General features: G+C 36.9%; 21 protein-coding genes and 5 tRNA genes. 1 reads left to right on the top strand and 25 read right to left on the bottom strand.

Features of this window, described 5'->3' with window-relative positions:
- Nucleotides 1–32: 32 nt before the first annotated feature.
- The 10 genes from GQR60_RS01480 to GQR60_RS01525 all read right to left on the bottom strand — a co-directional run bounded on the left by GQR60_RS01480 (nt 33) and on the right by GQR60_RS01525 (nt 10,529).
- A complete protein-coding gene (locus GQR60_RS01480) occupies nt 33–611 on the bottom strand; it encodes a Maf-like protein (protein ID WP_124991230.1) in 579 nt (192 codons plus the stop codon).
- A 179-nt stretch (nt 612–790) separates the two neighbouring features.
- Nucleotides 791–1,744: a UbiA family prenyltransferase gene (locus tag GQR60_RS01485; protein ID WP_124991231.1), complete on the bottom strand. Its 954-nt coding sequence runs from the start codon at nt 1,742–1,744 to the stop codon at nt 791–793.
- A gap of 25 nt (nt 1,745–1,769) precedes the next feature.
- The gene (locus GQR60_RS01490; RefSeq protein ID WP_124991232.1) at nt 1,770–2,297 is read right to left on the bottom strand and encodes a KdsC family phosphatase; all 528 of its coding nucleotides are present in this window, start codon (nt 2,295–2,297) and stop codon (nt 1,770–1,772) included.
- Between the two features lie 86 nt (nt 2,298–2,383).
- Nucleotides 2,384–3,160 carry a Rossmann-like and DUF2520 domain-containing protein gene (locus GQR60_RS01495; protein WP_191991577.1) on the bottom strand — a complete coding sequence of 259 codons (777 nt, stop codon included), beginning with the start codon at nt 3,158–3,160 and terminating at the stop codon, nt 2,384–2,386.
- A 10-nt stretch (nt 3,161–3,170) separates the two neighbouring features.
- Complete coding sequence (locus tag GQR60_RS01500) at nt 3,171–3,671, bottom strand: hypothetical protein (protein ID WP_124991233.1); 501 nt, start codon at nt 3,669–3,671, stop codon at nt 3,171–3,173.
- A gap of 404 nt (nt 3,672–4,075) precedes the next feature.
- The gene (locus tag GQR60_RS01505) at nt 4,076–5,290 is read right to left on the bottom strand and encodes an OprO/OprP family phosphate-selective porin (protein ID WP_124991234.1); all 1,215 of its coding nucleotides are present in this window, start codon (nt 5,288–5,290) and stop codon (nt 4,076–4,078) included.
- Nucleotides 5,291–5,449: 159 nt separating this feature from the next.
- Nucleotides 5,450–6,484, bottom strand: a complete 1,035-nt coding sequence (locus GQR60_RS01510; protein WP_124991235.1) for an outer membrane beta-barrel protein — start codon at nt 6,482–6,484, stop codon at nt 5,450–5,452.
- Between the two features lie 259 nt (nt 6,485–6,743).
- Nucleotides 6,744–8,459: an acyl-CoA dehydrogenase family protein gene (locus GQR60_RS01515; protein ID WP_124991236.1), complete on the bottom strand. Its 1,716-nt coding sequence runs from the start codon at nt 8,457–8,459 to the stop codon at nt 6,744–6,746.
- A gap of 65 nt (nt 8,460–8,524) precedes the next feature.
- Nucleotides 8,525–9,544: an electron transfer flavoprotein subunit alpha/FixB family protein gene (locus tag GQR60_RS20260; RefSeq protein ID WP_101308763.1), complete on the bottom strand. Its 1,020-nt coding sequence runs from the start codon at nt 9,542–9,544 to the stop codon at nt 8,525–8,527.
- Nucleotides 9,545–9,653: 109 nt separating this feature from the next.
- A complete protein-coding gene (locus tag GQR60_RS01525) occupies nt 9,654–10,529 on the bottom strand; it encodes an electron transfer flavoprotein subunit beta/FixA family protein (RefSeq protein WP_101308764.1) in 876 nt (291 codons plus the stop codon).
- Between the two features lie 527 nt (nt 10,530–11,056).
- On the opposite strand from GQR60_RS01525, the gene GQR60_RS01530 reads away from it, so the two are divergent.
- Nucleotides 11,057–12,532: a carbon starvation CstA family protein gene (locus GQR60_RS01530; protein WP_124991237.1), complete on the top strand. Its 1,476-nt coding sequence runs from the start codon at nt 11,057–11,059 to the stop codon at nt 12,530–12,532.
- 51 nt (nt 12,533–12,583) lie between these two features.
- On the opposite strand, the gene GQR60_RS01535 is transcribed toward GQR60_RS01530, so the two are convergent.
- The 15 genes from GQR60_RS01535 to GQR60_RS01605 all read right to left on the bottom strand — a co-directional run bounded on the left by GQR60_RS01535 (nt 12,584) and on the right by GQR60_RS01605 (nt 25,949).
- Nucleotides 12,584–12,907, bottom strand: coding sequence for a DUF3467 domain-containing protein (locus GQR60_RS01535; RefSeq protein ID WP_124991238.1), 324 nt, complete (start codon nt 12,905–12,907; stop codon nt 12,584–12,586).
- A gap of 130 nt (nt 12,908–13,037) precedes the next feature.
- A complete protein-coding gene (gene rpoC / locus GQR60_RS01540; protein WP_124991239.1) occupies nt 13,038–17,303 on the bottom strand; it encodes a DNA-directed RNA polymerase subunit beta' in 4,266 nt (1,421 codons plus the stop codon).
- Nucleotides 17,304–17,384: 81 nt separating this feature from the next.
- Entirely contained in the window at nt 17,385–21,197 is a 3,813-nt protein-coding gene (gene rpoB, locus GQR60_RS01545; RefSeq protein ID WP_124991240.1) for a DNA-directed RNA polymerase subunit beta, read from the bottom strand.
- Nucleotides 21,198–21,303: 106 nt separating this feature from the next.
- Complete coding sequence (gene rplL, locus GQR60_RS01550; protein ID WP_124991241.1) at nt 21,304–21,675, bottom strand: 50S ribosomal protein L7/L12; 372 nt, start codon at nt 21,673–21,675, stop codon at nt 21,304–21,306.
- 37 nt (nt 21,676–21,712) lie between these two features.
- The gene (gene rplJ / locus GQR60_RS01555; RefSeq protein WP_101308770.1) at nt 21,713–22,231 is read right to left on the bottom strand and encodes a 50S ribosomal protein L10; all 519 of its coding nucleotides are present in this window, start codon (nt 22,229–22,231) and stop codon (nt 21,713–21,715) included.
- A 30-nt stretch (nt 22,232–22,261) separates the two neighbouring features.
- Nucleotides 22,262–22,957, bottom strand: coding sequence for a 50S ribosomal protein L1 (gene rplA, locus GQR60_RS01560; protein WP_124991242.1), 696 nt, complete (start codon nt 22,955–22,957; stop codon nt 22,262–22,264).
- A gap of 20 nt (nt 22,958–22,977) precedes the next feature.
- The gene (gene rplK, locus GQR60_RS01565; RefSeq protein WP_101308772.1) at nt 22,978–23,421 is read right to left on the bottom strand and encodes a 50S ribosomal protein L11; all 444 of its coding nucleotides are present in this window, start codon (nt 23,419–23,421) and stop codon (nt 22,978–22,980) included.
- 23 nt (nt 23,422–23,444) lie between these two features.
- Nucleotides 23,445–23,993 (bottom strand): transcription termination/antitermination protein NusG, encoded by a 549-nt coding sequence (gene nusG, locus GQR60_RS01570; protein WP_124991243.1) that lies wholly within the window; start codon nt 23,991–23,993, stop codon nt 23,445–23,447.
- A 15-nt stretch (nt 23,994–24,008) separates the two neighbouring features.
- Nucleotides 24,009–24,200, bottom strand: a complete 192-nt coding sequence (gene secE, locus GQR60_RS01575; protein ID WP_101308774.1) for a preprotein translocase subunit SecE — start codon at nt 24,198–24,200, stop codon at nt 24,009–24,011.
- Between the two features lie 18 nt (nt 24,201–24,218).
- Nucleotides 24,219–24,291, bottom strand: a tRNA-Trp gene (locus GQR60_RS01580).
- Between the two features lie 49 nt (nt 24,292–24,340).
- Nucleotides 24,341–25,528, bottom strand: coding sequence for an elongation factor Tu (gene tuf / locus GQR60_RS01585; protein WP_124991244.1), 1,188 nt, complete (start codon nt 25,526–25,528; stop codon nt 24,341–24,343).
- 57 nt (nt 25,529–25,585) lie between these two features.
- A tRNA-Thr gene (locus tag GQR60_RS01590) sits at nt 25,586–25,657 on the bottom strand.
- 13 nt (nt 25,658–25,670) lie between these two features.
- Nucleotides 25,671–25,743 (bottom strand) — tRNA-Gly (locus GQR60_RS01595).
- A gap of 35 nt (nt 25,744–25,778) precedes the next feature.
- Nucleotides 25,779–25,860 (bottom strand) — tRNA-Tyr (locus GQR60_RS01600).
- A 15-nt stretch (nt 25,861–25,875) separates the two neighbouring features.
- Nucleotides 25,876–25,949: transfer RNA gene (locus GQR60_RS01605), tRNA-Thr, on the bottom strand.
- Nucleotides 25,950–26,008 lie beyond the last annotated feature (59 nt).

Genomic DNA, 26,008 nt, shown 5'->3' on the forward strand with positions numbered 1-26,008 from the left:
TTAAATTTCGTAATTCGTAATAGTTGTGCTGTTTAAAATTTTAACAATTCCTGATAAAGACGTTGAATAGGTAAACCCACTACATTAAAATAAGATCCTTCAATGCCGTCAATCCCAATAAAACCAATCCATTCCTGAATTCCATATGCACCCGCTTTATCGAAAGGTTTGTAATTATCTATGTAATAATCAATCTCTTCTTCCGACAAGGCTTTAAAATGAACATTGGTAGTTGTAGAAAAGCTTATTTTCTTGTCTTTACTCATTAGGCAAACTCCACTTATTACCTGGTGCGATCTATCGGACAATGCATTAAGCATTTTAACAGCATCATCTCTGTCGTTTGGTTTTCCAAGAATCCAATCATCAACACAAACAATTGTGTCTGCTGTGATCACCAACTCATTGGATTTAAAATCCGCCCCGAATGCTTTTGCTTTTAATTCGGCCAGGTAAACCGGAATTTGATCTGGTATTAATCCTTCAGGATAAATCTCCTCTACTTCTTTTGTTCTTATTTCAAAAATCAAACCCAATTCCTTCAACATTTGGTGTCTTCGAGGCGATTGAGAGGCTAATATTAATTGATAATCTTTGAGATTATTCAGCATGCTTGTTAATTCTAAATAATGAGTTATAAATTATAAAATGGGATGCAGCCATTATGATTTCCATGCATATACCAATCACTTGTTATTATAGAGATGTTTGTATAGCTTGACTACCCGAACTGCAAAGTGAAAAGATTTATCTTTAATAGTGTTTTCGTTCATAACTTATCATTCAAGACTCATAATTTATGAACTATATAGTTTACCACAAAAGCATAGGAAATACCAGCAAGAATGGCAAATCGTATTAGAAAAATTCCAGTCTTAAATTTGTCTCCTTCCGAAAACTGATAAACCCGATAAGCCAATAAAAATAATGGCAAAATGATTAAAATGCCAAAATACCAAGGTGTAATCTGATCCATTGGAGCATTTAAAAACTGGTACCAAACTCCAAAAACAGATACGGATAAAAATAGTATAAGCAGTATAATTATAATTTTAGACCACTTTAAACCAACTACAATAGGCAGGCTTTTGCGGTTAATTTCCCGGTCTCCTTTTATGGAAAGTAAATCTCTGATGAATTGTGCAATTAGAACACCAACAAAGGAGAAAAAAGAAAAGGCTCCTACCCAATACAATAGATAATTAAAATTGGTTTTTGAGGCAACTAACACTTCCGCATAAGTTTTCATAAGCGGAGGAATCTCGTAAATAACAACCAAAAAAGGAATAATGGCAACAATAAAAGCAATTAAAAAGCTACCCAATAAAAAGTAATATTTGTAGGATGTTGAATAAAACCAAAGCAAGCCTCCTCCCATAAAAAAGATGAACACAAATTGCCAGTGACCAATTTTATAAGACACATACCCTCCCAGTAAAACTGATATTGCAGCAATTATCTGTTGCAGAAACAGGGCCACTCTTCGCGTAACTTTTCTACCTACAATAACATCTTTCTTATTGATTCGATCTGCTTTCGTATCAAAATAATCATTAATAACGTAGCCTGCCGCAGCCATACAAACAGTTGCAAAAACCAATATTGCAAAATCCAAATCGGCTAATTGAAGCTTAATTCTATTAATTCCCAAAATAGGTTGAATAATAAAATAGCGCATCACATATTGGGTCAGTGCAATAATAATCAGATTAGGTAATCGGATCAATTTCAGATAACTGTTCATTGGGCTGTTTGTGTTAAGGTTGCTTTTATATACTTTGGATATTTGTATCGGCTTCGAGCCATTTACTATGTGCGCGTAATACTTGTTCAATTACATCACGAACACAACCGTAACCGCCCTCTTTATCCGAAATATAGTTGGAAATAGCCTTTATTTGCTCCACAGCATTACACGGACAAGTCGGCACTCCGATTCTTTTCATCACCTCATAATCAGGTAAATCATCGCCCATATACATTATATGATCAGGATTCAAATCATATTTCGCGATAAAATCTTCAAAATCTTTAATCTTATTTTTCGATCCCATGTAAATGTCTGCAACTCCAAGACCTTTGTAACGTTTTTCGACAGCATCGGAAACACCACCGGTTATAATTGCAACCGGATAGCCTTTTTTTACTGCATACTGAATAGCATATCCATCTTTTGTATTTGCCGTGCGCAACATTTCTCCCGATGAATCGATAACAATACACTCATTGGAAAGAACACCATCCACATCAAAAATGAATGCAGAAACTTTCATTAAATCTTCCTTAAAAAACGCCATTTTATTTAAAATTGAGAAACAAGATATGAGATGTGAGAAAAACATTCGATTCTACTTCCCATTTTCTTCTTCCAAATACAACAAATTTATTTTCCTTTGTGCATCTTATAGATGCTTTCGCTCACAAATCTATACAATTTTTGAAACACCGGAGAATGTTTTAGCGCCTTCTCGTGCGCACACATTATTTCTTCATCGAAACGCACTGCAGGACCTGTTTGCGCAGATACCGGATCTAATTGCAAAGCCTTTTGAGCTGTCTCAAGAATTAAAGGTTTTAACAATTCATAATCAACATCTTTTTCTGCCAGTAGTTTTTGTCCGATGCTATACATATGATTGGTGAAATTACAAGTAAAAACCGCTGCCAAATGAAGTTGTTTTCGTTGTTCCGAATTAATTAGATGAACACTTTTTGATATCTGTCCGGCAAGCTCAATTAAATCTGTTCGTAATTTCAAACTATTTGACTCAATACAAATAGGTATGTTTGAAAATTCGACCTTACGCTCCTTCGAGAAAGTCTGCAGAGGGTAAAAAACCCCATAATTTTCAGCATAGTTCTCAAAAATATCCGCAGGTAAACTGCCCGCAGTATGAACAACATTTCCTATGGGAACCAAAATTTCATCAAGTACAGACGGTAAAGCCTTATCGCTTACAGCAAAAACATACAAGTCAGCATTCTTTTCTATTTTCTTTACTGATATAGTAAACGAACAGTCCAATTTCCCGGCCAAAGCTTTCGCAGATTCAACAGTTTTACTGTAAACCTGCAAAATCTCAATTCCATGTTCATGAAGAGCAAGAGACAGCTGTGTTGCCAAATTACCTGCACCAATCATTACTACTTTTCGAATCATTTTTCTGATTTTATATTATGCCCAATTCCTCCGGTGATGCAGCAATACGTTTCAAGGGCACTTTTCCCCTGTCAATCATACCAAACAGCTTTTCACAGCCTTTCACCAAATCTTCATACATATCTTCGGCAACCAAAACCAGTCTATCGTTTAATTGCTCCAGGTGCTCAACTCCTTCGGGTTGATTTTTACGCGAACAAAGCAGTAAGGATTTGCTTGGAACAAAAGAGTGAGTTAACTGATTGCGCAGCTTATCGTACAGCCAGTGATCATTATTTACAGCACGATAATCGTTTCCCATCAATATATTCAAAGATTTTGAAAAACGCTTGGAGGATTGAGCTTTGGCTTTTAAAGGCTTATCATCCAGAAAACATCCCAATGCCTCTATTGCCTGCCCCATCATTATAAATGAGAAGAAATAAAATCCTTCTTTTTGCAATCGACCAATTTCATCAATGAAAATCTTGCGAATAAACAGCTTTTCTTCCTCAGCTTTTTCTTTGTCCATACGGCAAAGATATATAGATAATATGAAACGTCCATGACAAGGATATTTTCACATACAAAGAGAGATTATTCCAACATGGTAAGTCCTTCCGAAACAAATTAAAGACAGGCTATATAATACCAAATTAACATCAAAACATGCCTTATAAAATGTTTCTTTTCAGCTATATCTTCGTTAAAAAAGATGCATCGTAACATGGCTGTGCTTTACTTTTTTGCCTCGATACAGCTAAAAATTAATTCATTTTAATTAAAGTCTATTTTGAAATTAAATTGGTATGACAACCAGAAAGCAAATAAAAAACATATAAAATCTTACCAAGCTTTAACCGGATGAAGAAACAAAAAAACCTGATTGTGAATCAGGCTTATGCTTTTGTTCTTAAGAATTCGAAATAACTTTGTTTAGAATGAAAACTGCAGGCGAGTTTGAATCATATTAAAATTCTCTTCTCCATTCAATGCGTTCTCATCTAAATCAACATTCGTAAAATTTAATTTCATCAACACATTGTGATTTACATACCAAGTACATCCTAAAGAAATATCCTTTTGCTCTCCTCCCATGATATTCGAATCCGAATCATTTAAATTGGTTTTATTATAACGCGCAAGTAATTCTATAGATCCTGGCTTTGGGTTTGCCAAACGAGCAGATTTCATTTTGTACTTATAATTACCACCTTTTATGAGCCAACCCAATTGCGCATAATAACCATTTGCCTTATACTCTTCTATAAAATTATAATTTCCCCACGATTCAGGCATATCAATATTCACTTTAGTTTTAATATACTCAGCTTGTAAAACAACAGGTCCGCCAGATGTAATCAATTCAATTCCATATTTGAATTGATCCTTAGCGTGCTCAATTTCCGCATCAATAAAAGATCGTCTTTCGATATGAGTTGCACCCCTCGATTTATACTTTACAGTTTTATTATACCCACGTCCTAAATATTCATCCTCATCTGTACTGCGATAGCTACCCGAAATCCCGATATGAAAAATAGTTCCATCTTCATTTATAGGAGCAAATACGAATCTGGAAGTCAAACCAAAACCTTCATCACCTTCCGACCAATTATCCGTATCGCTTCCAAACAATCCAAGAGCCCAATAATAATTTTTGCCCCATCTGTCATACGAAACACCTAAATTTCGCCCCGGCCTGAATGCTTCAACAGTACTTGAAAAATTCATAAACTTAATTGTTTTGGAACTCTCTGTTTGTTCGATTCCAAATGGTTCCAAAAAATGTCCTGCTCTAAAAAAACTATTCGTGTTGATATTGTATTGCAGAAATACATCCTTAAGAGAAGCATTGCCTCCATCGAAACCAATGTTTATTTTTGCATCCCAGTTTTTCCAAACAGTAGCCTTAAAAAGCAAACGAGCATCCCGAATTTCACTTCCACTTCCCAAATCTGTTTTATCATCAAAATAAGCTGCAGCATCCATAAATATACGACCTCCTATTCCAAATTTAAACTGTCCGTCATCAGTGGCCATTTGTATGGATCCTTTTTCGACTCTTAACTTTAAATCATTAACATCCTGTGAAAACAAACTCCCTGCAACAAGCAACAGGCAAAAAATTAATAAATAGTGTTTTTTCATTTTAGGTATTGGTAAAGATTAGTACAGTATTTTTCAGAATGTAAATTTAACAAATAGATTTATTAGACTAATAATAAATAATACCTGATGAGTTTAAATCAAAAACAAAAAAGACCACCCAAGGGCAGTCTTTCAATATCATAATATCTATCTCTTCTCTTAGAATTTGAACTCCAAATTTACATATACCATTGAGTTGTCTTCCGAAGCAGAATCCTTTTTCATAAATCCCTGATAGTTTAGAGCCATTTTAACACCTTTTACCGGCGCATACTGAACACCTGTTGTAATAGCGTTACCATTATTAGAAAGATTCCATTTTTCAGTTTCTCCCTCCAAAGTATTAGAAGTTAGGTAATCATATCTTCCAAATACTTCCCATTTCTTATCAAAAGTATAGGTTGAATAAAACGACATACCTTCTAAATCATGATTATCTGAAACCTTTGAATACTTAGTTCCATTGGTCAACAAGTTATATTCTGCAGCCAATCTAAATTTATCTGAAAATTTATATCCAATAAATGTTGCTAAAGCCGAAGCGGTAACATCTTTTTCTGTTCCTCCGGCAACTGTTGTTTTGGCTGAATTTACATCACCATATACTTTTGCAATCAAACCCTTATTCTGATAAATCAGACTTGCTCCCACTCTTTGTTTTCCATCATCGTCCTGCACTTTCTTATATCCTTCACCATTAATAACAAATGCATTTGCAGAAAAAGAATCACTTAATTTAAAATTTGCTTTAATCCCCAGGTCAGCGCTCGATCCAAAACCATATTCATCATTAAATGATTTCATGATGTAACGATATCCCCAAAAACTTTCCTGATCTGAAAACTGAACGGTACCAATCATACCTAAAGAAACTTTTACTGCTGAAGAAGCTTTCCACTCTAATTGAGCTTTCTTAAGAAATGCTGTATAATCACTACCGCCGTCATTTTTATCAACATCAAGAGTAATACTTGCCTTCAATCCTTTTGCAATACTGTAATCGTATCCGAAGTAAGCTCTTTTAATTTCGAAGCTGCTTTCTTTTTCTGTTCCTTTAGTCATATTGTAATGATAGTTAAAGAACACTTTACCATTCACTTCTCCTGATGGCGTAAAATCTGCCTTATCCTGTGCTGTAGCAGTAAATCCTAAGAATAATGCTATAGCACCAATTAATAATTTTTTCCTTTTCATTTGGTTTGTTTTAGTAGTATGTAATTTTTTTGCAATTAAGTCGACACATTTTCTTAATAACTGACGGCAAAACTAATTCCTTTCTAAGAAGTCACACTCTTAAATGTTTTAAATAAACGTTAATTCGGCTTAACGAAAAATTAACATGATTGAAACACTTTTGTAAATACGGGTAATTCTTTTACTTCGCGTAGATAAACACAAAAAAAACGGAAGCTCCCACTTAAGGAACTTCCGCTATCTATAATTTGTTTAGGTTTTATTTTTTGAAAATACCTAAGTCTTTCAAATCTGAGTTTTGAATGTAATCAAGGTGACCAGCACAAACCGACTTACCCATTTTCACATAAACTTCACATGACTCATGGTATTTATCGTCACGGGTTGTATCCAATAAAGTAAGATATCCCATTATAATATAACCAGCCATTTCAACCAAACGACGAGCATGGAAATCCATAAAATCGTTATGATCTGCTGTTGCATTAATCTCACTAACCTTGGCTACTGCCATTTCGTACTGCTCAGTCATTCCTTTAAGCATGGTTCTGATATACTCCAATTGTGGGTTTAAATCAGAAGCTTCGTAATCTTTGATCTGAGCCAGATACTGACCAGTTGTAACTCCGCGAACAGCTGCAACAACCTGCAACTGAGACGTTCCTTCATAGATATTCGTAATACGGGCATCACGCACCAAACGCTCAATTGGGTAATCTTTCATGTAACCCGAACCAGCATGAATCTGTAATGAATCGTAAGCAATTTGATTACAATACTCCGATGCAAATAATTTCAACATTGGAGTCAGTACATCAGCTATTTTTTGGTATTTCTTCATCTCATTTCTCTCATCCTTATCCAAAGAACGATCCTGAGAGATATGGTAGTAACACTTGTAAACATCAACCATACGACATGTTTCATACAACATGGAACGGGAAGCATTCAACTTCGCCTCCATATTAGTCAACATTTCGTAAACAGCTGGAAATTTAATAATTGCCTTTCCAAACTGACGACGTTCCTTAGCATATGCCAAACCTTCACGATATGCAGCTTCTGCAATACCTACCGATTGAGCACCAACACCTAAACGCGCGCCATTCATTAATGACATTACGTATTTGATCAATCCCATTTTACGGTCTCCTACCAATTCGGCAGGAGCATGAGTAAATACCAACTCACAAGTAGGAGATCCGATAATACCCATTTTGTGCTCGATACGGCGAACTTTAACAGCCATGTGCTTTTTGTCGTAAATAAACATAGACAAACCACGACCATCATTGGTTCCTTCTTCAGAACGAGCCAAAACCAATGCAACCTCACCATCACCATTGGTAATGAATCGTTTCACACCATCTAAATACCACTGATCCTCTTTGGCATTATAAGTAGCTTTTAATTGAACAGCCTGCAAATCGGAACCTGCATCCGGCTCAGTTAAATCCATAGCTGCAGTTGCTCCTTTGGCAAAACGCGGCAAATAATTCATTTTTTGCTCTTTTGAAGCAAATTCATGAATTGTTTCAGCACAATCCTGAAGCCCCCAAATATTAGCAAAACCAGCATCTGCACGAGATACCAATTCCGCAGCCATTACGTAAGGTACCAACGGGAAATTCAAACCATCATACTCACGAGGCAAACTCATTCCAATCAAACCCGCTTTTGTTAAAGCATCATGATTCTCTTGAGTTCCTCTTGCATAAATTACACGATCGTTTTCAACTCTTGGTCCTTCCTGATCAACACTTTCAGCATTTGGATCGATAATATCACCACAAATCTCACCTACAATTTCCAGTGTTCGATCGTAAGAATCCATTGCATCCTCAAAATCAAGAGGAGCATAGTCATATGTTTCTTTATCTTCGAAGTTGCGCTCTTTAAGAGCAACAATTTTTTTCATTAAAGGATGATCCAAGTGGAACTTCAAATCATCATTATCATTATAGAAATTAGCCATTTCTTTGGATGTTTTTTGTTAAAAATTAAAGCGATTAGCGAACACCATTACCTTAAATAGGTTTCTTACTTAGTGTTTTCTTTGTACTGCTTAATCATTTTTGGAATCACATCAGCAATATCACCGGTAATAATATAATCGGCGAAATTGTTTATTGGTGCATTCTTATCAGTATTAATTGCAATAACCATTGAGGATTCCTCCATACCTGCAGTATGCTGAATCTGCCCCGAAATACCGCAGGCAATATATAGTTTAGGACGAACAGTAACACCTGTTTGTCCAATTTGACGCTCATGAGATGCATAACCAGCATCAACAGCAGCACGGGAAGCACCAACTTCTGCACCAATAACATCAGCTAATTCATACAGTTTATCGAAGTTATCTTTGGAACCTACACCGTAACCACCTGCGATAATAATACCTGCATTTTTGATGTTTACTTTTGAAGCTTCCATATGACGCTCAATAACTTTCACTATAAAATCTTCAGCATTTACATACTTCTCAACATCGAGCTGTTTCACTTTTCCTTTGTAAGCATCCGAAAGAATTTCTTTCTTCATGACTCCTTCACGAACAGTAGCCATCTGCGGACGACAGTCAGGATTGACAATTGTAGCTACAATATTTCCTCCAAAAGCAGGACGAATCTGATACAATAAATCCTTATATACTTTGTTGTTCTTCTTGTCTTCATGATCACCAATAATCAAACTGGTACAATCAGCAGTTAAACCTGAATGAAGAGCTGAAGATACACGAGGTCCCAAATCACGACCAATGCTTGTAGCACCCATCAAGGCAATCTGCGGTTTTTCTTCCCCGAATAATTTCACAATAATTGATGTGTGAGGCAATGTAGTGTAAGGATACAAACGCTTATCACTGGCAATCCAAACGGTATCCACACCATAAGGCATAATCTGCTTCTCAACACCCTTAAGGTCAGCTCCAATTACGATAGCTTCCAACTCACATTTTAAATCGTCAGCTAGTTTTCGACCTTTGGTTAAAAGTTCAAGGCTTACATCTGCAACCTGTCCCTCTTCTATTTCACAATATACAAATACGTTGTTCACGGTTTCAAATTTTTAAATTCCACTTTTACAGAGAACAGTAATCAGTAAACAGTGTACAGTGCAAAAATAACTGACGACTGGAAACCGGTAACTGTAACCTTGTTAACTGCTATCCGATGGTATGGTTAGCGATTAATTCTTTCATTAATTCACCCATATCAGCATCAGTTGGCTCAAGAACTTTAGCCTCTTTAGCTTGAAAAACTACATTTTCAATAGCTTTTACCTTTGTAGGAGATCCAGTTAAACCAAGCTCTTCTGCTTTAGTTTCAATATCGTTTACACTCCATTCGCCAATATTCAGATAAGGGCGGTTGTTATGCAACAAGATGTAATCTTCATCAGCATTCTGCATTTCGGAAACAGCTCTTGCATGCTTGTATTTCATTACATATTTAGCATTTCGCGGACGACACTCAGGAGCTGAGGCGTTTACTGTTACCACCATAGGTAAAGTTCCCTCTACAGTCTCAACACCACGCTCTAAACGGCGTTTAATTACAATTTTCCCTTTTTCTGCTGATACCACTTCTTCAGCATAAGTAATTTGAGGAAATCCCAGTTTCTCGGCTACCTGAGGACCTACCTGAGCGGTATCTCCATCGATTGCCTGACGACCTGCAATAATAATATCAATTTTACCCATTTTTTTTAGGGTACAAGAAAGAGCATAAGAAGTTGCCAATGTATCAGAACCCGCAAAAGCACGATCCGATAAAAGTATTCCATTATCAGCACCACGGTAAAGACCTTCACGAATAATCTCGGCGGCTCTGCCAGGTCCCATAGTTAAAAGTGTAATTTCTGTCCCAGGGTACTTATCTTTCAAACGCAACGCTTGCTCAAGTGCATTTAAATCTTCAGGATTGAAGATAGCTGGTAATACAGCTCTATTCACAGTTCCATCAGCTTTCATAGCATCCTTCCCAACATTTCTGGTATCGGGAACCTGCTTAGCAAGAACAACAATTTTTAATCCTTTCATTGTAATATCTATTTTAATATCTGTAACTAATTCAGATTTATACAAAAACTTATTTTCAAACTACCTATACGTAATTCTCCAAGTTAAATAAATCATTAAATCACTAATTAATATTTCCTTATTCAGGTTTGCTCCAAAATGATTGAATTTCTCAAAATCAGAGATTAGCAAATATAAAGATTAGAGTACTTAAAACAAATCTAGATTGCGAGTTACACAACAGGTGCTATTCGTCAAAAAAAAACAAGTCTTAGTGACAATTAGGATCGTCGCAACACATTGATATATTAATCATTAAGCACACATCACAAACATTACGATGACAAATAATTCAACATTTTTTTATATTTTACCAATGATAACATTTCATTTCATTACCAATTTTAACCAAAACTCTTCGAATCCAAATTTCTTTTGTCAATCCGCCTTTCGGATATCCGGAAAAAAAAATTTACAACTTATGACACTTTATTATCGATGAAATAGTATTTCATTTTAATTTTGTTTAAAAAATAAGATTCAAAAACATGATTACATTTTTAAGCGCAATCTTGGCATTAATACTTGGATACATTTTCTATGGTAAATTTATCGAACAAGTTTTCGGTGCTGATGACACAATTAAAACTCCAGCTGTTAGACTGGAAGACGGTGTTGATTTTATCCCCATGCCAACCTGGAAAATGTTTACCATTCAATTTCTAAACATTGCAGGTTTGGGGCCAATTTTTGGAGCTATTTTAGGAGCCATGTATGGACCCATTGCATATATTTGGATTGTTTTAGGATGTATATTTATGGGAGCCAGCCATGATTATTTTTCAGGTATGCTTTCCATTCGGAGCGAAGGAGCCAGCCTTCCTGAGATTGTTGGTAAACATTTAGGCTCCGGCATTCAAAATTTTATACGGATTTTCACAATCTTACTACTCTTATTTGTTGGTGTGGCTTTCGTAACCGGTCCTGCAGGATTACTCACTGATTTTACCGGAGGTGGTCTAAACTGGTGGCTTTATGGAATATTCGCATATTATCTTCTTGCTACTCTACTGCCAATTAATAAAATTATCGGTAAAATTTATCCTCTTTTTGGATTCGCATTGTTGCTGATGGCAGTAAGTATAGCTGGTATAATGATTTTCAAAAGTGCAACAGGAGCTTTAATATTGAATGAGATATCATTTGGAGAATTAAAAAATCTTCATGTAAATCCCACACAGAATATACTATATCCAATGATGTTTATCGTAATTTCCTGTGGTGCCATTTCAGGATTTCATTCCACCCAATCACCAATGATGGCCCGCTGTATGAAAAAGGAAAGTTTTGGGCGACCTGTATTTTATGGAGCGATGATTGCAGAAGGAATCGTTGCTATTATTTGGGCTACTGCGGCCATGAACTTCTTTGGTAATACCGGTGAATTAAATTATACAATCTCTTCCGGCCACAATCCTGCCTGGATTGTTAATGAAATATGCAATACCTGGCTGGGAAAAACGGGAGCAATATTTGCAATTATTGGAGTAATTGCTTGCCCTATTACAACCGGTGACACCGCATTTCGAAGTGCCCGGCTTACAATAGCTGATATCTTTAACTACAATCAAAAATCGATAAAAAACAGATTGTTAGTATCGATACCTCTATTCACTCTTGGATTTATACTGTCTCAACTTGAGTTTTCTACCATTTGGAAATATCTGGGTTTATCCAACCAAATTCTTTCTATGGTTATGTTATGGACAGCCGCTGTATATTTGGCTAAAAAAGGCAAAAATCATCTACTCCTTAGTATTCCAGCCTTATTTATGACTGCAATATGCTTTACCTATTTATTAGTTGCACCAAACAAAAATGGAGGCCTTGCAATAGACTCACAATTAGGAATTCTGCTAGGAATATTCATAGCAAGTTCAATATTTATCTGGTTTCTTGTTCACAGCAATCAAAAATCAATAAAAAATAAAACAACTAGTGTTACTACAAGCCAAATCAAATGACAAAAACCGGAAAACAGCAGCTGTTTTCCGGTTCAAATTAATTTATCACTTCTAGGCCTCACCTGTAGGACCAAACCCCATAGGCATTACAGTACCTTGTGATCCGTGGTTTTCTTCAATTTTTATCGCTCCATGAAGCGATTCAAATTTTCGAATATTATCTTGTAAAGCCAGCATCAGTCTCTTTGCATGTTCTGGTGTAAGTATAATTCGTGATTTAACATCAGCTTTTGGAATTCCCGGCATAATTCTCACAAAATCTACAACAAATTCTGAACTGGAATGAGTTATTACGGCAAGGTTTGAATAAGTTCCCTGAGCAACATCTTCCTTCAATTGAATATCTATTTGATTAGATTGTTTTTTATCGTTCATGATTGTTTTTTATAATTAAAAAATTTGTCTTCCTGCTAAATTATGAAAATATTCCCTATTCCGATTAAATAGATAAACAAAAAGGGTGTTTTCAAATTGAAAACACCCTTTATATAACTTAGAGTAACTCTTAATATTCTCTAGACTTAGAATCTAACAGTTTTTCGTATTCAGCTTTTGCGCCAACAACAATATCCCTGTACTCTCGTAAACCAGTACCTGCAGGAATAAGATGACCACAAATAACATTCTCTTTCAAACCTTCAAGATTATCAATTTTACCGCTAATTGCAGCTTCATTAAGAACTTTAGTTGTTTCCTGGAAAGAAGCAGCTGAGATAAAACTCTTAGTCTGAAGAGCAGCACGGGTAATACCTTGCAGAATCTGAGTAGAAGTTGCAGGAATTGCATCACGAGCGTCAACAAGTTTCAAATCTCTTCTTCTCAATACTGAGTTAACATCTCTCAGTTTCCTGGAAGTAACAATCATTCCTGGTTTCAATTCTTCAGAATCCCCTCCATCAACAACAACTTTCTTACCGAAAATTTCATCATTTTCTTCCATGATAGCCATTTTATCGATAATTTGTTTTTCAAGGAATCTTGTATCCCCTTGGTCATCGATAATTACCTTACGCATCATCTGACGAACGATAATTTCAAAGTGCTTGTCGTTAATCTTCACACCCTGCATACGGTATACATCCTGAACTTCATTCACGATATATTCCTGTACTTTGGTTGGTCCTTTAATCGCAAGAATATCGGCAGGAGTTGTTGCACCATCAGATAATGGAGTTCCAGCTCTTACATAATCGTTCTCCTGCACAAGAATTTGTCTTGAAAGTGGTACTAAATACTTTCTAACATCTTCTCCTTTGGTTGTAACGATAACTTCACGATTACCACGCTTAATTTTTCCAAAACTAATCTCTCCATCAACCTCTGAAACTACAGCAGGATTAGAAGGATTACGTGCCTCGAACAACTCAGTCACCCTTGGAAGTCCACCGGTGATATCACCAGCTTTACCAACAGCTCTTGGAATTTTAACCAACGACTGACCTGCCAAAACCATTTCACCTTCAGAAACAGAAACGTGAGCACCTACTGGTAAATTGTACGATTTTAAAACATCCCCTTTGGAATTTAAAATCTTAACCCCGGCATTTTTCGTTTTATCTTTTGATTCTATTACTACTTTTTCAGCAAAACCTGTTGCCTCATCAGATTCCTGACTGAAAGTAATCCCTTCAATCAAATTATCAAATGAAACTTTTCCTGAAAACTCAGTAATGATCATTGCATTGTATGGATCCCACTCACAAAGAAGATCGTCTATCTTAACATCCTGACCATCTTTAATGTACAATTTAGATCCGTATGGTATTGTATGTGTAGTTAATGTAATATTGGTACTTCTATCAACAATACGTAATTCAGCCAAACGACCGATAACGACATCGTACTTTTTATTGTCTTCACTTTTGTACTCAACAGTACGTAACTCATCAAACACAGCGTAACCATTGTATTTAGATACAACAGAATTCTCTGCGGAAGTGTTACCTGCTGTACCCCCAACGTGGAAAGTACGAAGCGTAAGCTGTGTTCCCGGTTCTCCAATAGACTGAGCTGCAATAACACCAACAGCTTCACCTTTTTGAACGGCTATACCTGTAGCTAAATTACGCCCATAACATTTCGCACATGCACCTCGTTTAGATTCACATGTTAAAACTGAACGAATCTCAACTTTTTCAATTGGAGAATTTTCAATTACTTGAGCAATCTCTTCAGTAATTTCAACACCTGCCCCAACAATTAATTCTCCTGAAATAGGATTGAAAATATCATGAACTGTAGTCCGACCAAGAATTCTCTCAGTTAATGAAGCTACAACTTCTTCTTGATTCATAATCGCAGAAGTAGTCAAACCACGTAAGGTTCCACAATCCTCTTCATTGATAATAACATCTTGTGCTACATCAACCAAACGACGGGTTAAGTATCCAGCATCCGCAGTTTTTAGAGCCGTATCCGCCAAACCTTTACGAGCACCGTGAGTTGAAATAAAGTATTCAAGAACTGACAAACCTTCCTTAAAGTTAGAAAGAATTGGATTCTCAATAATCTGACCTCCTGTAGCACCGGATTTTTGTGGCTTAGCCATCAATCCCCTCATACCACCAAGCTGACGAATCTGTTCTCTAGATCCACGAGCTCCTGAGTCAAGCATCATATAAACAGAGTTGAATCCCTGATTATCATCAGCCAACTGAGTCATCAAAGTTTGAGTAAGGTTCGCATTAACATGCGTCCAAATATCAATAATCTGATTGTAACGTTCATTATTCGTAATAAAACCCATGTTGTAGTTACTCAACACCTCTTCTACCTGAGCATAACCATCAGCTACTAAAGCCTCTTTTTCTTCAGGTACCGTAACATCAGAAAGGTTAAATGATAATCCTCCTTCAAAAGCTTTAAGATATCCCAGATCTTTAATATCATCAAGGAAGTTGGCACAAGCATGTACACCACATTTCTTGAAAATAAATCCAATAATATCTCTTAGTGCTTTTTTAGTAATCAATTGATTAATAAAACCTGCTCCAAGAGGAGTTGCTTCATTCAAAATGATTCTACCGATGGTTGTTTCAACTGTTGTATCAACTAATTCATCGTTCTCATTTAGATCTTTAACTTTTACTTTAATCTGACTGTGAAGATCAACTGCTTTTTCATTGTAAGCAATCATCGCTTCTTCTGCTGAGTAAAAACTTAATCCTTCCCCTTTGCCACCTTTTCGTGCCTTGGTAATGTAATACAATCCAAGTACCATATCCTGAGAAGGAACAGTTACCGGTGCACCATTAGCAGGGTTCAAAATATTGTGAGAACACAACATCAGCATTTGGGCTTCCAAAATAGCTTCATTACCTAAAGGCAAATGAACCGCCATCTGGTCACCATCAAAATCCGCATTAAAACCAGTACACGCTAAAGGATGCAAACGAATTGCTTTCCCTTCAATCAGCTTAGGCTGAAATGATTGAATACCTAAACGGTGAAGAGTAGGAGCACGGTTAAGAAGAACCGGATGTCCTTTTAGTACATTCTCCAGAATGTCCCAAACAACAGGATCTTTACGATCAACAATCTTCTTCGCCGACTTTACTGTTTTTACGATACCGCGTTCGATCAATTTTCGAATAACAAATGGCTTATAAAGCTCAGCCGCCATATCTTTAGGCAAACCGCATTCGTGCATTTTCAAATCAGGTCCAACAACAATTACCGAACGTGCAGAGTAATCTACACGCTTACCCAATAAGTTTTGACGGAAACGACCTTGCTTACCTTTCAATGAATCTGAAAGTGATTTAAGCGGACGGTTGTTTTCAGTCTTAACTGCATTTGATTTACGTGAATTATCAAATAATGAATCAACAGCTTCCTGAAGCATACGCTTCTCATTTCGAAGAATTACTTCGGGTGCTTTGATTTCGATAAGTCTTTTTAAACGATTGTTACGGATGATAACTCTTCTGTACAAATCATTCAAATCGGAAGTTGCAAAACGACCACCATCCAATGGAACCAAAGGACGCAATTCCGGTGGAATTACAGGAACAACTTTAACAATCATCCATTCAGGACGATTTACTCCTTGTGATTCTCGGAAAGACTCAGTAACCTGAAGTCTTTTTAAAGCTTCATTTTTACGTTGCTGAGAAGTTTCAGTATTTGCTTTATGACGCAAATCATAAGAAAGAGCGTCTAGATCCAAACGGGCTAAAAGGCTAAATAAAGCGTTAGCACCCATTTGAGCAATGAATTTATTTGGATCATCATCATCAAGATGCTGTTGATCTGCAGGTAGTTCATCAATAATATCAAGATATTCCTCTTCTGTAAGGAAATCAAGGTATTTAATTCCGTCAGCCGCTTTAATTCCGGCATTAATTACTACGTATCTTTCGTAGTAAATAATAGAATCAAGCTTTTTAGTAGGTAAACCCAAAAGGTAACCTATTTTATTTGGCAACGACTTAAAATACCAAATGTGGGCAACAGGTACGACCAATTGAATGTGTCCCATTCGCTCACGTCTAACCTTTTTCTCGGTTACCTCAACACCACATCGGTCACAAACAATTCCTCTGTATCGGATTCGTTTGTATTTACCACAATGGCACTCATAATCTTTTACAGGACCGAAAATTCTTTCACAGAATAATCCGTCGCGTTCTGGCTTATAAGTACGATAGTTGATGGTTTCAGGCTTTAAAACTTCACCGCTGGATCTTTCTAAGATCTCTTCCGGAGAAGCGAGACTGATAGAGATTTTTGTAAAACTACTCTTTACTTTGTTATCTCTTCTGAATGCCATATGTTGAAAATTAGGAAATTAACAATTTTGTTTCAAGCAAGGCGAATGCCGGGAAACCCAACATTCGCTTTATAATAAGGCTTATACTAATTTAACGCTCAACCCTAAACCTCTTAGTTCATGTAATAATACATTAAGAGATTCCGGTATTCCAGGACTAGGCATTGGATCACCCTTAACAATAGCTTCATAAGCTTTCGCTCTACCCACTACATCATCCGACTTAACGGTAAGGATTTCCTGTAAGATATGAGCCGCACCAAAGGCCTCCAGAGCCCAAACCTCCATCTCTCCAAAACGCTGACCCCCAAACTGTGCCTTACCTCCTAGAGGTTGCTGGGTAATCAATGAATAAGGTCCGATAGAACGTGCATGCATCTTATCATCAACCATGTGACCCAGTTTCAGCATGTAAATAATACCTACTGTTGCCGGCTGGTCAAATCTAAGTCCGGTACCACCATCGTGTAAATAAGCTTTACCAAAGGCTGGAACTCCAGCTCTATCAGTATATTCAGTTATTTCATCCAGAGTTGCCCCGTCAAAAATAGGAGTAGCAAATTTCAATCCAAGTTCTTTACCTGCCCAACCTAGTACAGTTTCAAACACCTGACCAAGGTTCATACGAGATGGCACACCTAATGGATTTAAACAAATATCCACCGTAGTTCCGTCTTCAAGGAAAGGCATATCTTCTTCACGTACTACACGTGACACAATACCTTTATTTCCATGTCGACCTGCCATTTTATCACCAATTTGGAGTTTACGCTTCTTAGCTACATAAACTTTAGCCATCTGAATAATACCAGCAGGCATTTCATCTCCAATGGTAACATTATATTTCTTACGCTTATTAGCACCCTGAAGTTCTTTGTACTTAATGATGTAATTGTGCAGTAATTTCTTAATTGTATCGTTCTTATCTTTATCGGTAGTCCACTTACTAGGATTAATTTCCAAGTAGTTGATATCCATCAAAAGCTTCTGAGTAAACTTAACTCCCTTAGTAATTACATCAACGTTTAAGTAATCCTTAACCCCTTGAGACGTTTTTCCATTTACCAGAACAAACAATTTATCTACCAATCGAATCTTTAACTCATGAATCTGATTAGCAAGTTCTTCATCCAATTTAGCAATTAACGGCTTATCGGATTGCTTGGATTTACGATCTCGCATTGAACGGGAAAACAACTTCTTGTTGATAATTACACCTCGTAATGAAGGAGAAGCTTTCAATGAAGCATCTTTTACATCACCAGCCTTATCACCAAAAATAGCACGAAGTAATTTTTCTTCCGGAGAAGGGTCAGACTCACCTTTTGGAGTAATCTTACCAATTAATATATCTCCAGGCTCAACTGTAGCTCCAATACGAATCAATCCATTCTCATCAAGATTTCGTGTTGCTTCTTCACTAACATTAGGAATATCAGAGGTTAACTCTTCCATACCCCGTTTAGTATCACGAACTTCCAGTGTGTACTCATCAACGTGAACCGAAGTAAATACATCATCCTTAACAATTCGCTCCGAAATTACAATCGCATCCTCATAGTTGTAACCTTTCCAAGGCATAAATGCCACTTTAAGATTACGGCCTAAAGCAAGTTCACCTAATTGAGTCGCATATCCCTGAGTAAGAATCTGACCAGCAACAACTCGATCGCCCTTAGCCACAATCGGCTTAAGATCCATCGTTGTTCCCTGGTTGGTTTTGCCATATTTCGGAAGTAAATAAGTTTTACTATTTCCTTCAAAACTCACAAAAACCTCTTCCTCTGAACGTTCGTAATCAATTACAATTTTTGTTGCATCAACAAATTCAATTACTCCATCCCCTTCGGCACAAATCTGAGTTCTTGAATCTCTTACAAGATTCGCCTCTAAACCTGTTCCAACAATAGGTGATTCAGGATTAATAACCGGTACAGCCTGACGCATCATATTAGATCCCATCAAAGCACGGTTAGCATCATCATGCTCAAGGAATGGAATTAAAGAAGCTGCGATAGATGCAATTTGATTAGGAGCAACGTCCATCAAATTCAGCTTATGAACTTCCTCAAAAGGGAAATCACCATCCATACGGGATTTTGCTTTTGCATTAACAAAAGATCCATCATCATTTATAGGTGCATTTGCCTGAGCAATTATTAACCCTTCTTCTTCTTCCGCCGATAAATAATTTATTCCTTCAAGAGATAAATCAACCTTTCCATCTACAACCTTACGGTATGGAGTCTCAATAAATCCAAGATTATTAATCTTTGCGTAAACACACAAAGACGAAATCAGACCAATATTTGGTCCCTCAGGAGTTTCAATAGGACATAAACGTCCATAATGAGTATAGTGTACATCTCGAACCTCAAAACCTGCTCTTTCACGGGAAAGACCACCTGGTCCAAGTGCTGACATTCTTCTTTTGTGTGTTATCTCAGCCAATGGATTCGTTTGATCCATGAATTGAGATAAAGCATTTGTTCCAAAAAAGGAATTAATTACAGAAGATAATGTTTTTGAATTAATCAAATCAATTGGAGTAAACACCTCATTGTCACGAACATTCATTCTTTCACGAATAGTACGGGCCATACGGGCTAAACCAACACCGAATTGAGTATGAAGTTGTTCTCCAACAGTACGAACACGACGATTACTAAGATGATCAATATCATCAACATCAGTACGTGCATTCAATAATTTTATTAAATACTTGATAATTTCAATAATATCCTCCTTGGTTAATACCTTAGTATCATTAGCCGTATTTAGGCCTAATTTTTTATTGATACGGTATCTACCAACGTCACCTAAATCATAACGCTTGTCAGAGAAAAATAATTTATCAATTACGTCACGGGCTGTAGCCTCATCTGGTGGCTCAGAATTCCTTAACTGACGATAAATGTGAAGAACTGCTTCTTTTTCAGAGTTACAAGGATCTTTCTGCAAAGTATTATAAATAATTGCATAATCGGCAAGATTTTGCTCCTCTTTATGCAATAAAATAGTCTTTGCACCTGACTCAAGAATTTCTTCTATATGTTCTGGTTCAAGTATGGTCTCACGATCTATAATGACCTCGTTACGTTCAATAGATACAACCTCTCCTGTATCTTCATCCACAAAGTCTTCAATCCACGACTTAAGAACACGGGCGGCAAGTTTACGACCTACAATTTTTTTGAGTCCGGTTTTAGAAACTTTAATTTCATCAGCCAGATCAAAAATTTCTAAAATTTCTTTATCACTTTCATAACCAATTGCACGTAACAATGTAGTTACAGGAAGTTTTTTCTTACGATCTATGTAAGCAAACATGACATTATTAATGTCAGTTGCAAACTCAATCCAAGAACCTTTAAATGGAATAATTCTGGCAGAATATAACTTGGTTCCGTTAGCGTGTACACTTTGTCCAAAGAACACACCAGGTGAACGGTGAAGTTGAGAAACAACAACACGTTCTGCTCCGTTAACCACGAAAGTACCCTTTTCCGTCATATAAGGAACTGTTCCAAGATATACATCCTGAATCACAGTATCAAAATCCTCATGTTCTGGATCGGTACAGTAAAGTTTTAGCTTTGCTTTTAGTGGAACACTATAAGTTAAGCCTCTTTCGATACATTCTTCGATTGCGTAGCGGGGTGGATCAACAAAATAGTCGAGAAACTCCAATACGAAATTATTTCTAGTATCAGTAATTGGGAAATTCTCACTAAATACCTTAAATAATCCTTCGTTCTTTCTTTTCTCCGGGGTAGTTTCCAGCTGAAAAAAGTCTTGAAAAGATTTTAATTGAACCTCCAAAAAATCAGGATATGCAAGCTGATTTTTATTTGAAGTAAAACTAATTCTTTGACTAATTGTATTTGAAGACATTTACTTAAAATTAATTGAACCTAAACGATAATAAACAACAAAAAGGCTTAGAGTCCCGGTTAGGAACTCTAAACCAAAATAACCCTATATATAGGTTTTAGCGCTTCTATTTAAGTTCAACTTCAGCTCCAGCTTCTTCTAATTGTGCTTTTAGTGCTTCAGCTTCTTCCTTAGAAACTTTTTCTTTCAATGGAGCTGGTGCAGCATCAACTGCAGCTTTAGCTTCTTTTAATCCAAGACCAGTTAATTCCTTAACCAATTTCACAACAGCTAGTTTAGAACCACCTGCTGATTTAAGAATTACATCGAATTCACTTTGTTCAGCAGCAGCTTCAGCACCACCTGCTGCAGGAGCAGCAACAGCAGCAGCAGCAGCTGGCTCAATTCCGTACTCATCTTTCAAAATAGTAGCTAACTCACTTACTTCCTTAACAGTCAAATTAACTAATTCTTCTGCAAACTTTTTTAAATCTGCCATTTTCCTTCAGTTTTTAAAATTTAATTTACTAAATATATTACTCTTTTTCTGAAAGTGTTTTCACAACACCAGCTAGGATATTCTTTCCTGATTCCAAGGAAGAAATAACATTCTTGATTGGAGATTGAAGCAATGCAACGATATCACCAATAAGTTCTTCTTTAGATTTGATTGAACAAAGAGCATTCAACTCATTGTCTCCAATATAAAGCGATTCTTCAACAAATGCCGCTTTCAGGATAGGTTTATCATGTCCCTTACGGAACTCTTTGATAAGCTTTGCAGGTAAATTTCCGGTTTCTGCCAACATAAGAGAAGTAGATCCCTTAAGTGCTACATTTAAACCTTCAAAATCACCTTCTGCTTTTTCCAAAGCAATTCGAAGAAGTGTATTCTTCACTACAACCAATTTTACTTCTTTTTCAAAACAAATTCTACGCAGAGAAGATGTTTTTTCTGCACTCATTCCTGAGATGTCAGTAAGATAAAAATGGTTTGAAGCGTTGATTTCCTCCGTCAAGCTATCAATAATCTGAATTTTTTGTTCCCTTTTCATGATTACTAAGGTCTTGATTAAAAATTAAAATTAGTCAAGAATAGACTTGACATCCACCTGAATACCAAGGCTCATTGTACTTGACAGGTATACACTCTTGATATAAGTTCCTTTGGCTGCAGAGGGCTTCAATTTATTGATCATGCCAACAAATTCTTTAGCATTCTCATGAATTCTGTCTACATCAAAAGATACTTTACCAATGGATGAGTGAATAATACCATATTTATCGACCTTAAAATCAATCTTTCCAGCTTTCACTTCGGTAACTGCCTTAGCAATATCCATTGTTACAGTACCAGATTTAGGATTTGGCATCAAACCACGTGGTCCTAAAACTCGTCCTAAAGCACCAACTTTTGCCATAACAGTTGGCATGGTGATGATAACATCTATGTCAGTCCATCCTCCTTTGATCTTGGCAACATAATCGTCAAGGCCAACATGGTCAGCACCTGCAGCTCTGGCTTCTTCTTCCTTATCAGGAGTACAAAGAACCAGAACACGAACATTTTTACCAGTACCATGAGGAAGGGTAACAACACCACGAACCATTTGGTTAGCTTTTCTTGGGTCAACTCCTAAGCGAACATCCATATCCATTGAGGCGTCAAATTTGGTGAAAGTAATCTCCTTAACCAACTTTGCTGCTTCGTCGATAGAATATAGCTTACCAGTCTCCACTTTCTCTGAAGCTAACTTACTATTTTTTGTTAGTTTACCCATTTTACTTGCAGTATTTATAATTATTGATTAAGAGGATTATCACCACTAATAGTGACACCCATACTTCTTGCTGTTCCAGCAACCATACTCATGGCGCTTTCTAATTTAAAAGCATTCAAATCTTTCATCTTTCCTTCTGCTATCTCGCGAACTTGATCCCAGGAAATAGAACCAACCTTAACACGGTTTGATTCAGCAGAACCAGATTTTAATTTAGCAGCTTCCAGAATTTGAACAGCAACGGGAGGAGTTTTCGTAATAAATTCGAAAGAACTATCAGAATAAACTGTAATCACAACTGGAATTACTTTTCCAGCCTGATCTTGAGTTCTTGCATTGAATTGCTTACAAAAATCCATAATATTAACCCCTTTAGACCCTAATGCCGGTCCAACTGGGGGTGAAGGATTTGCAGCACCACCTTTGATCTGCAATTTTATTAATCCTGCAACTTCTTTAGCCATAGCTTTCTTTTCTAAGGATTTAATTATTCTTTTTCTACTTGCATGAAACTTAATTCAAGAGGAGTCTTTCTTCCGAAGATTTTAACCATAACTTTTAGTTTCTTCTTCTCAGCATTCACCTCTTCAATCACACCAGTAAAACCATTAAACGGTCCATCCGTTACCTTAATCATTTCTCCAACAAAATAAGGAATACTAATCTCCTCATCTTTACCGGATAATTCATCAACCTTTCCAAGAATACGATTCACTTCTGACATTCGCATTGGTGTTGGGTCGCCGCCTTTAGTATCCCCCAGGAAGCCAATCACATTCGTGATACCACGAAGGATGTGAGGAATTTCGCCAACGAGCGCTGCTTCAATAAGAATATAGCCAGGCAAGAATATTCTTTCCTTGCTGATTTTCTTACCGTTGCGCACTTGAAATACTCTTTCGGTAGGAATTAGAACCTGTGATACATACTCCTGCAGACCTAGATTAGAAATTTCACTATCAATATATTCTTTGACTTTCTTCTCTTTTCCTCCGACAGTCCTAAGAACATACCATTTTCTATCAATTTCAACCATGTTTTCTTTCAGGAATTAGTAAAACATACTGTATATAATATCCATCAAATTCTTGAACCCAAAGTCCATAGCGAAAATCGCTGTTGCAATAATAGCGGAAGCAACCATTACAACGATCGCACTACTTTGAAGTTCAGACCATGATGGCCAAGATACTTTCTGAACTAGTTCTTTATAAACTTCTTCAAAATAAATTTTTAGTTTCATAAGGCTTGTTTGTCTTTGCACGGGTGGAGAGACTCGAACTCCCGACACCTGGTTTTGGAGACCAGTGCTCTACCAACTGAGCTACACCCGTCTATATTAAGATTGATCCGGAAAAAACCAGATCAATCTCTATATATTTATTACTCTATAATTTCAGTAATCTGACCAGCACCTACAGTTCTACCACCTTCACGCATAGCAAAACGTAAACCTATAGCACAAGCAACCGGAGTGATTAATTCAACATTAATAGTAACGTTATCACCTGGCATTACCATCTCAACTCCTTCTGGAAGTGTAATTTCTCCAGTTACATCAAGAGTTCTAATATAGAACTGAGGACGATATTTATTATGGAATGGAGTGTGACGTCCACCTTCTTCTTTCTTCAATACATAAATCTCAGCTTTGATTTTTGTATGAGGAGTAATAGTTTTAGGATGACAAATAACCATACCACGTTTGATAGCAGACTTCTCAATACCTCTCAACAATAACCCTACATTATCTCCAGCTTGACCTTCATCCAAAATCTTACGGAACATCTCAACCCCAGTACAAACTGTTTTCATACCTTCAGCACCTAAACCGATAATCTGAAGTTCTTCACCAGTCTTAACAATACCAGTTTCGATACGTCCTGTTGCAACAGTACCACGACCTGTGATAGAGAATACATCCTCGATTGGCATCAAGAAAGGTTTATCTACATCACGAGGAGGAAGTGGAATCCATGAATCAACAGCAGCCATAAGCTCAAGAATTTTATCTTCCCATTCTGGCTCACCATTCAATCCACCAAGAGCAGATCCGGCAATGATAGGAGTATTATCTCCATCAAACTCGTAAAAATCTAAAAGTTCACGAACTTCCATCTCTACTAACTCTAGCATCTCTTCATCGTCAACCATGTCAACTTTATTCAAGAAAACAACCATTTTAGGTACGTTTACCTGACGAGCCAACAAGATGTGCTCACGAGTTTGAGGCATAGGACCATCAGTTGCAGCACAAACCAAAATAGCACCATCCATTTGAGCAGCACCAGTTACCATGTTCTTTACGTAATCCGCGTGACCAGGACAGTCAACGTGAGCGTAGTGACGATTATCAGTTGAATATTCAACGTGAGCAGTATTAATAGTAATACCTCTTTCTTTTTCTTCAGGTGCGTTATCGATAGAATCGAAAGACTTTATTTCGCAATATCCTTTTTTTGCTAACACAGTTGTGATCGCTGCAGTCAAGGTTGTTTTACCGTGATCTACGTGACCAATGGTACCGATATTTACGTGTGGTTTTGACCTGTCAAAATGTTCTTTAGCCATAACTCAAAAAGTTAATTAAAATTAGACAACAATTAAAAACAATACAATATATTTCTGAGCCATTGATGAGAATTGAACTCATGACCTCTTCCTTACCAAGGAAGCGCTCTACCCCTGAGCTACAACGGCAATCACAAAAATGAGCGGGAAACGAGACTCAAACTCGCGACCCTCAGCTTGGAAGGCTGATGCTCTATCAACTGAGCTATTCCCGCAAAAAAGAAACATTACTATTCCTTCTATAATTTTGTGGGGAGAGCAGGATTCGAACCTACGAAGACGAAGTCAGCGGAGTTACAGTCCGCCCCAGTTGGCCACTTTGGTATCTCCCCAAAAAAAAATTACCGAGCCGATAGAGGGATTCGAACCCACGACCTGCTGATTACAAATCAGCTGCTCTGACCAACTGAGCTACATCGGCAACTTACAAACCATCTATTTAACAGGCATACTTTTCCCTGAAAATGGTTTGCAAATGTA

It is taken from the genome of Labilibaculum euxinicum (assembly GCF_009795715.1).
GTDB classification, from domain to species: domain Bacteria; phylum Bacteroidota; class Bacteroidia; order Bacteroidales; family Marinifilaceae; genus Labilibaculum; species Labilibaculum euxinus.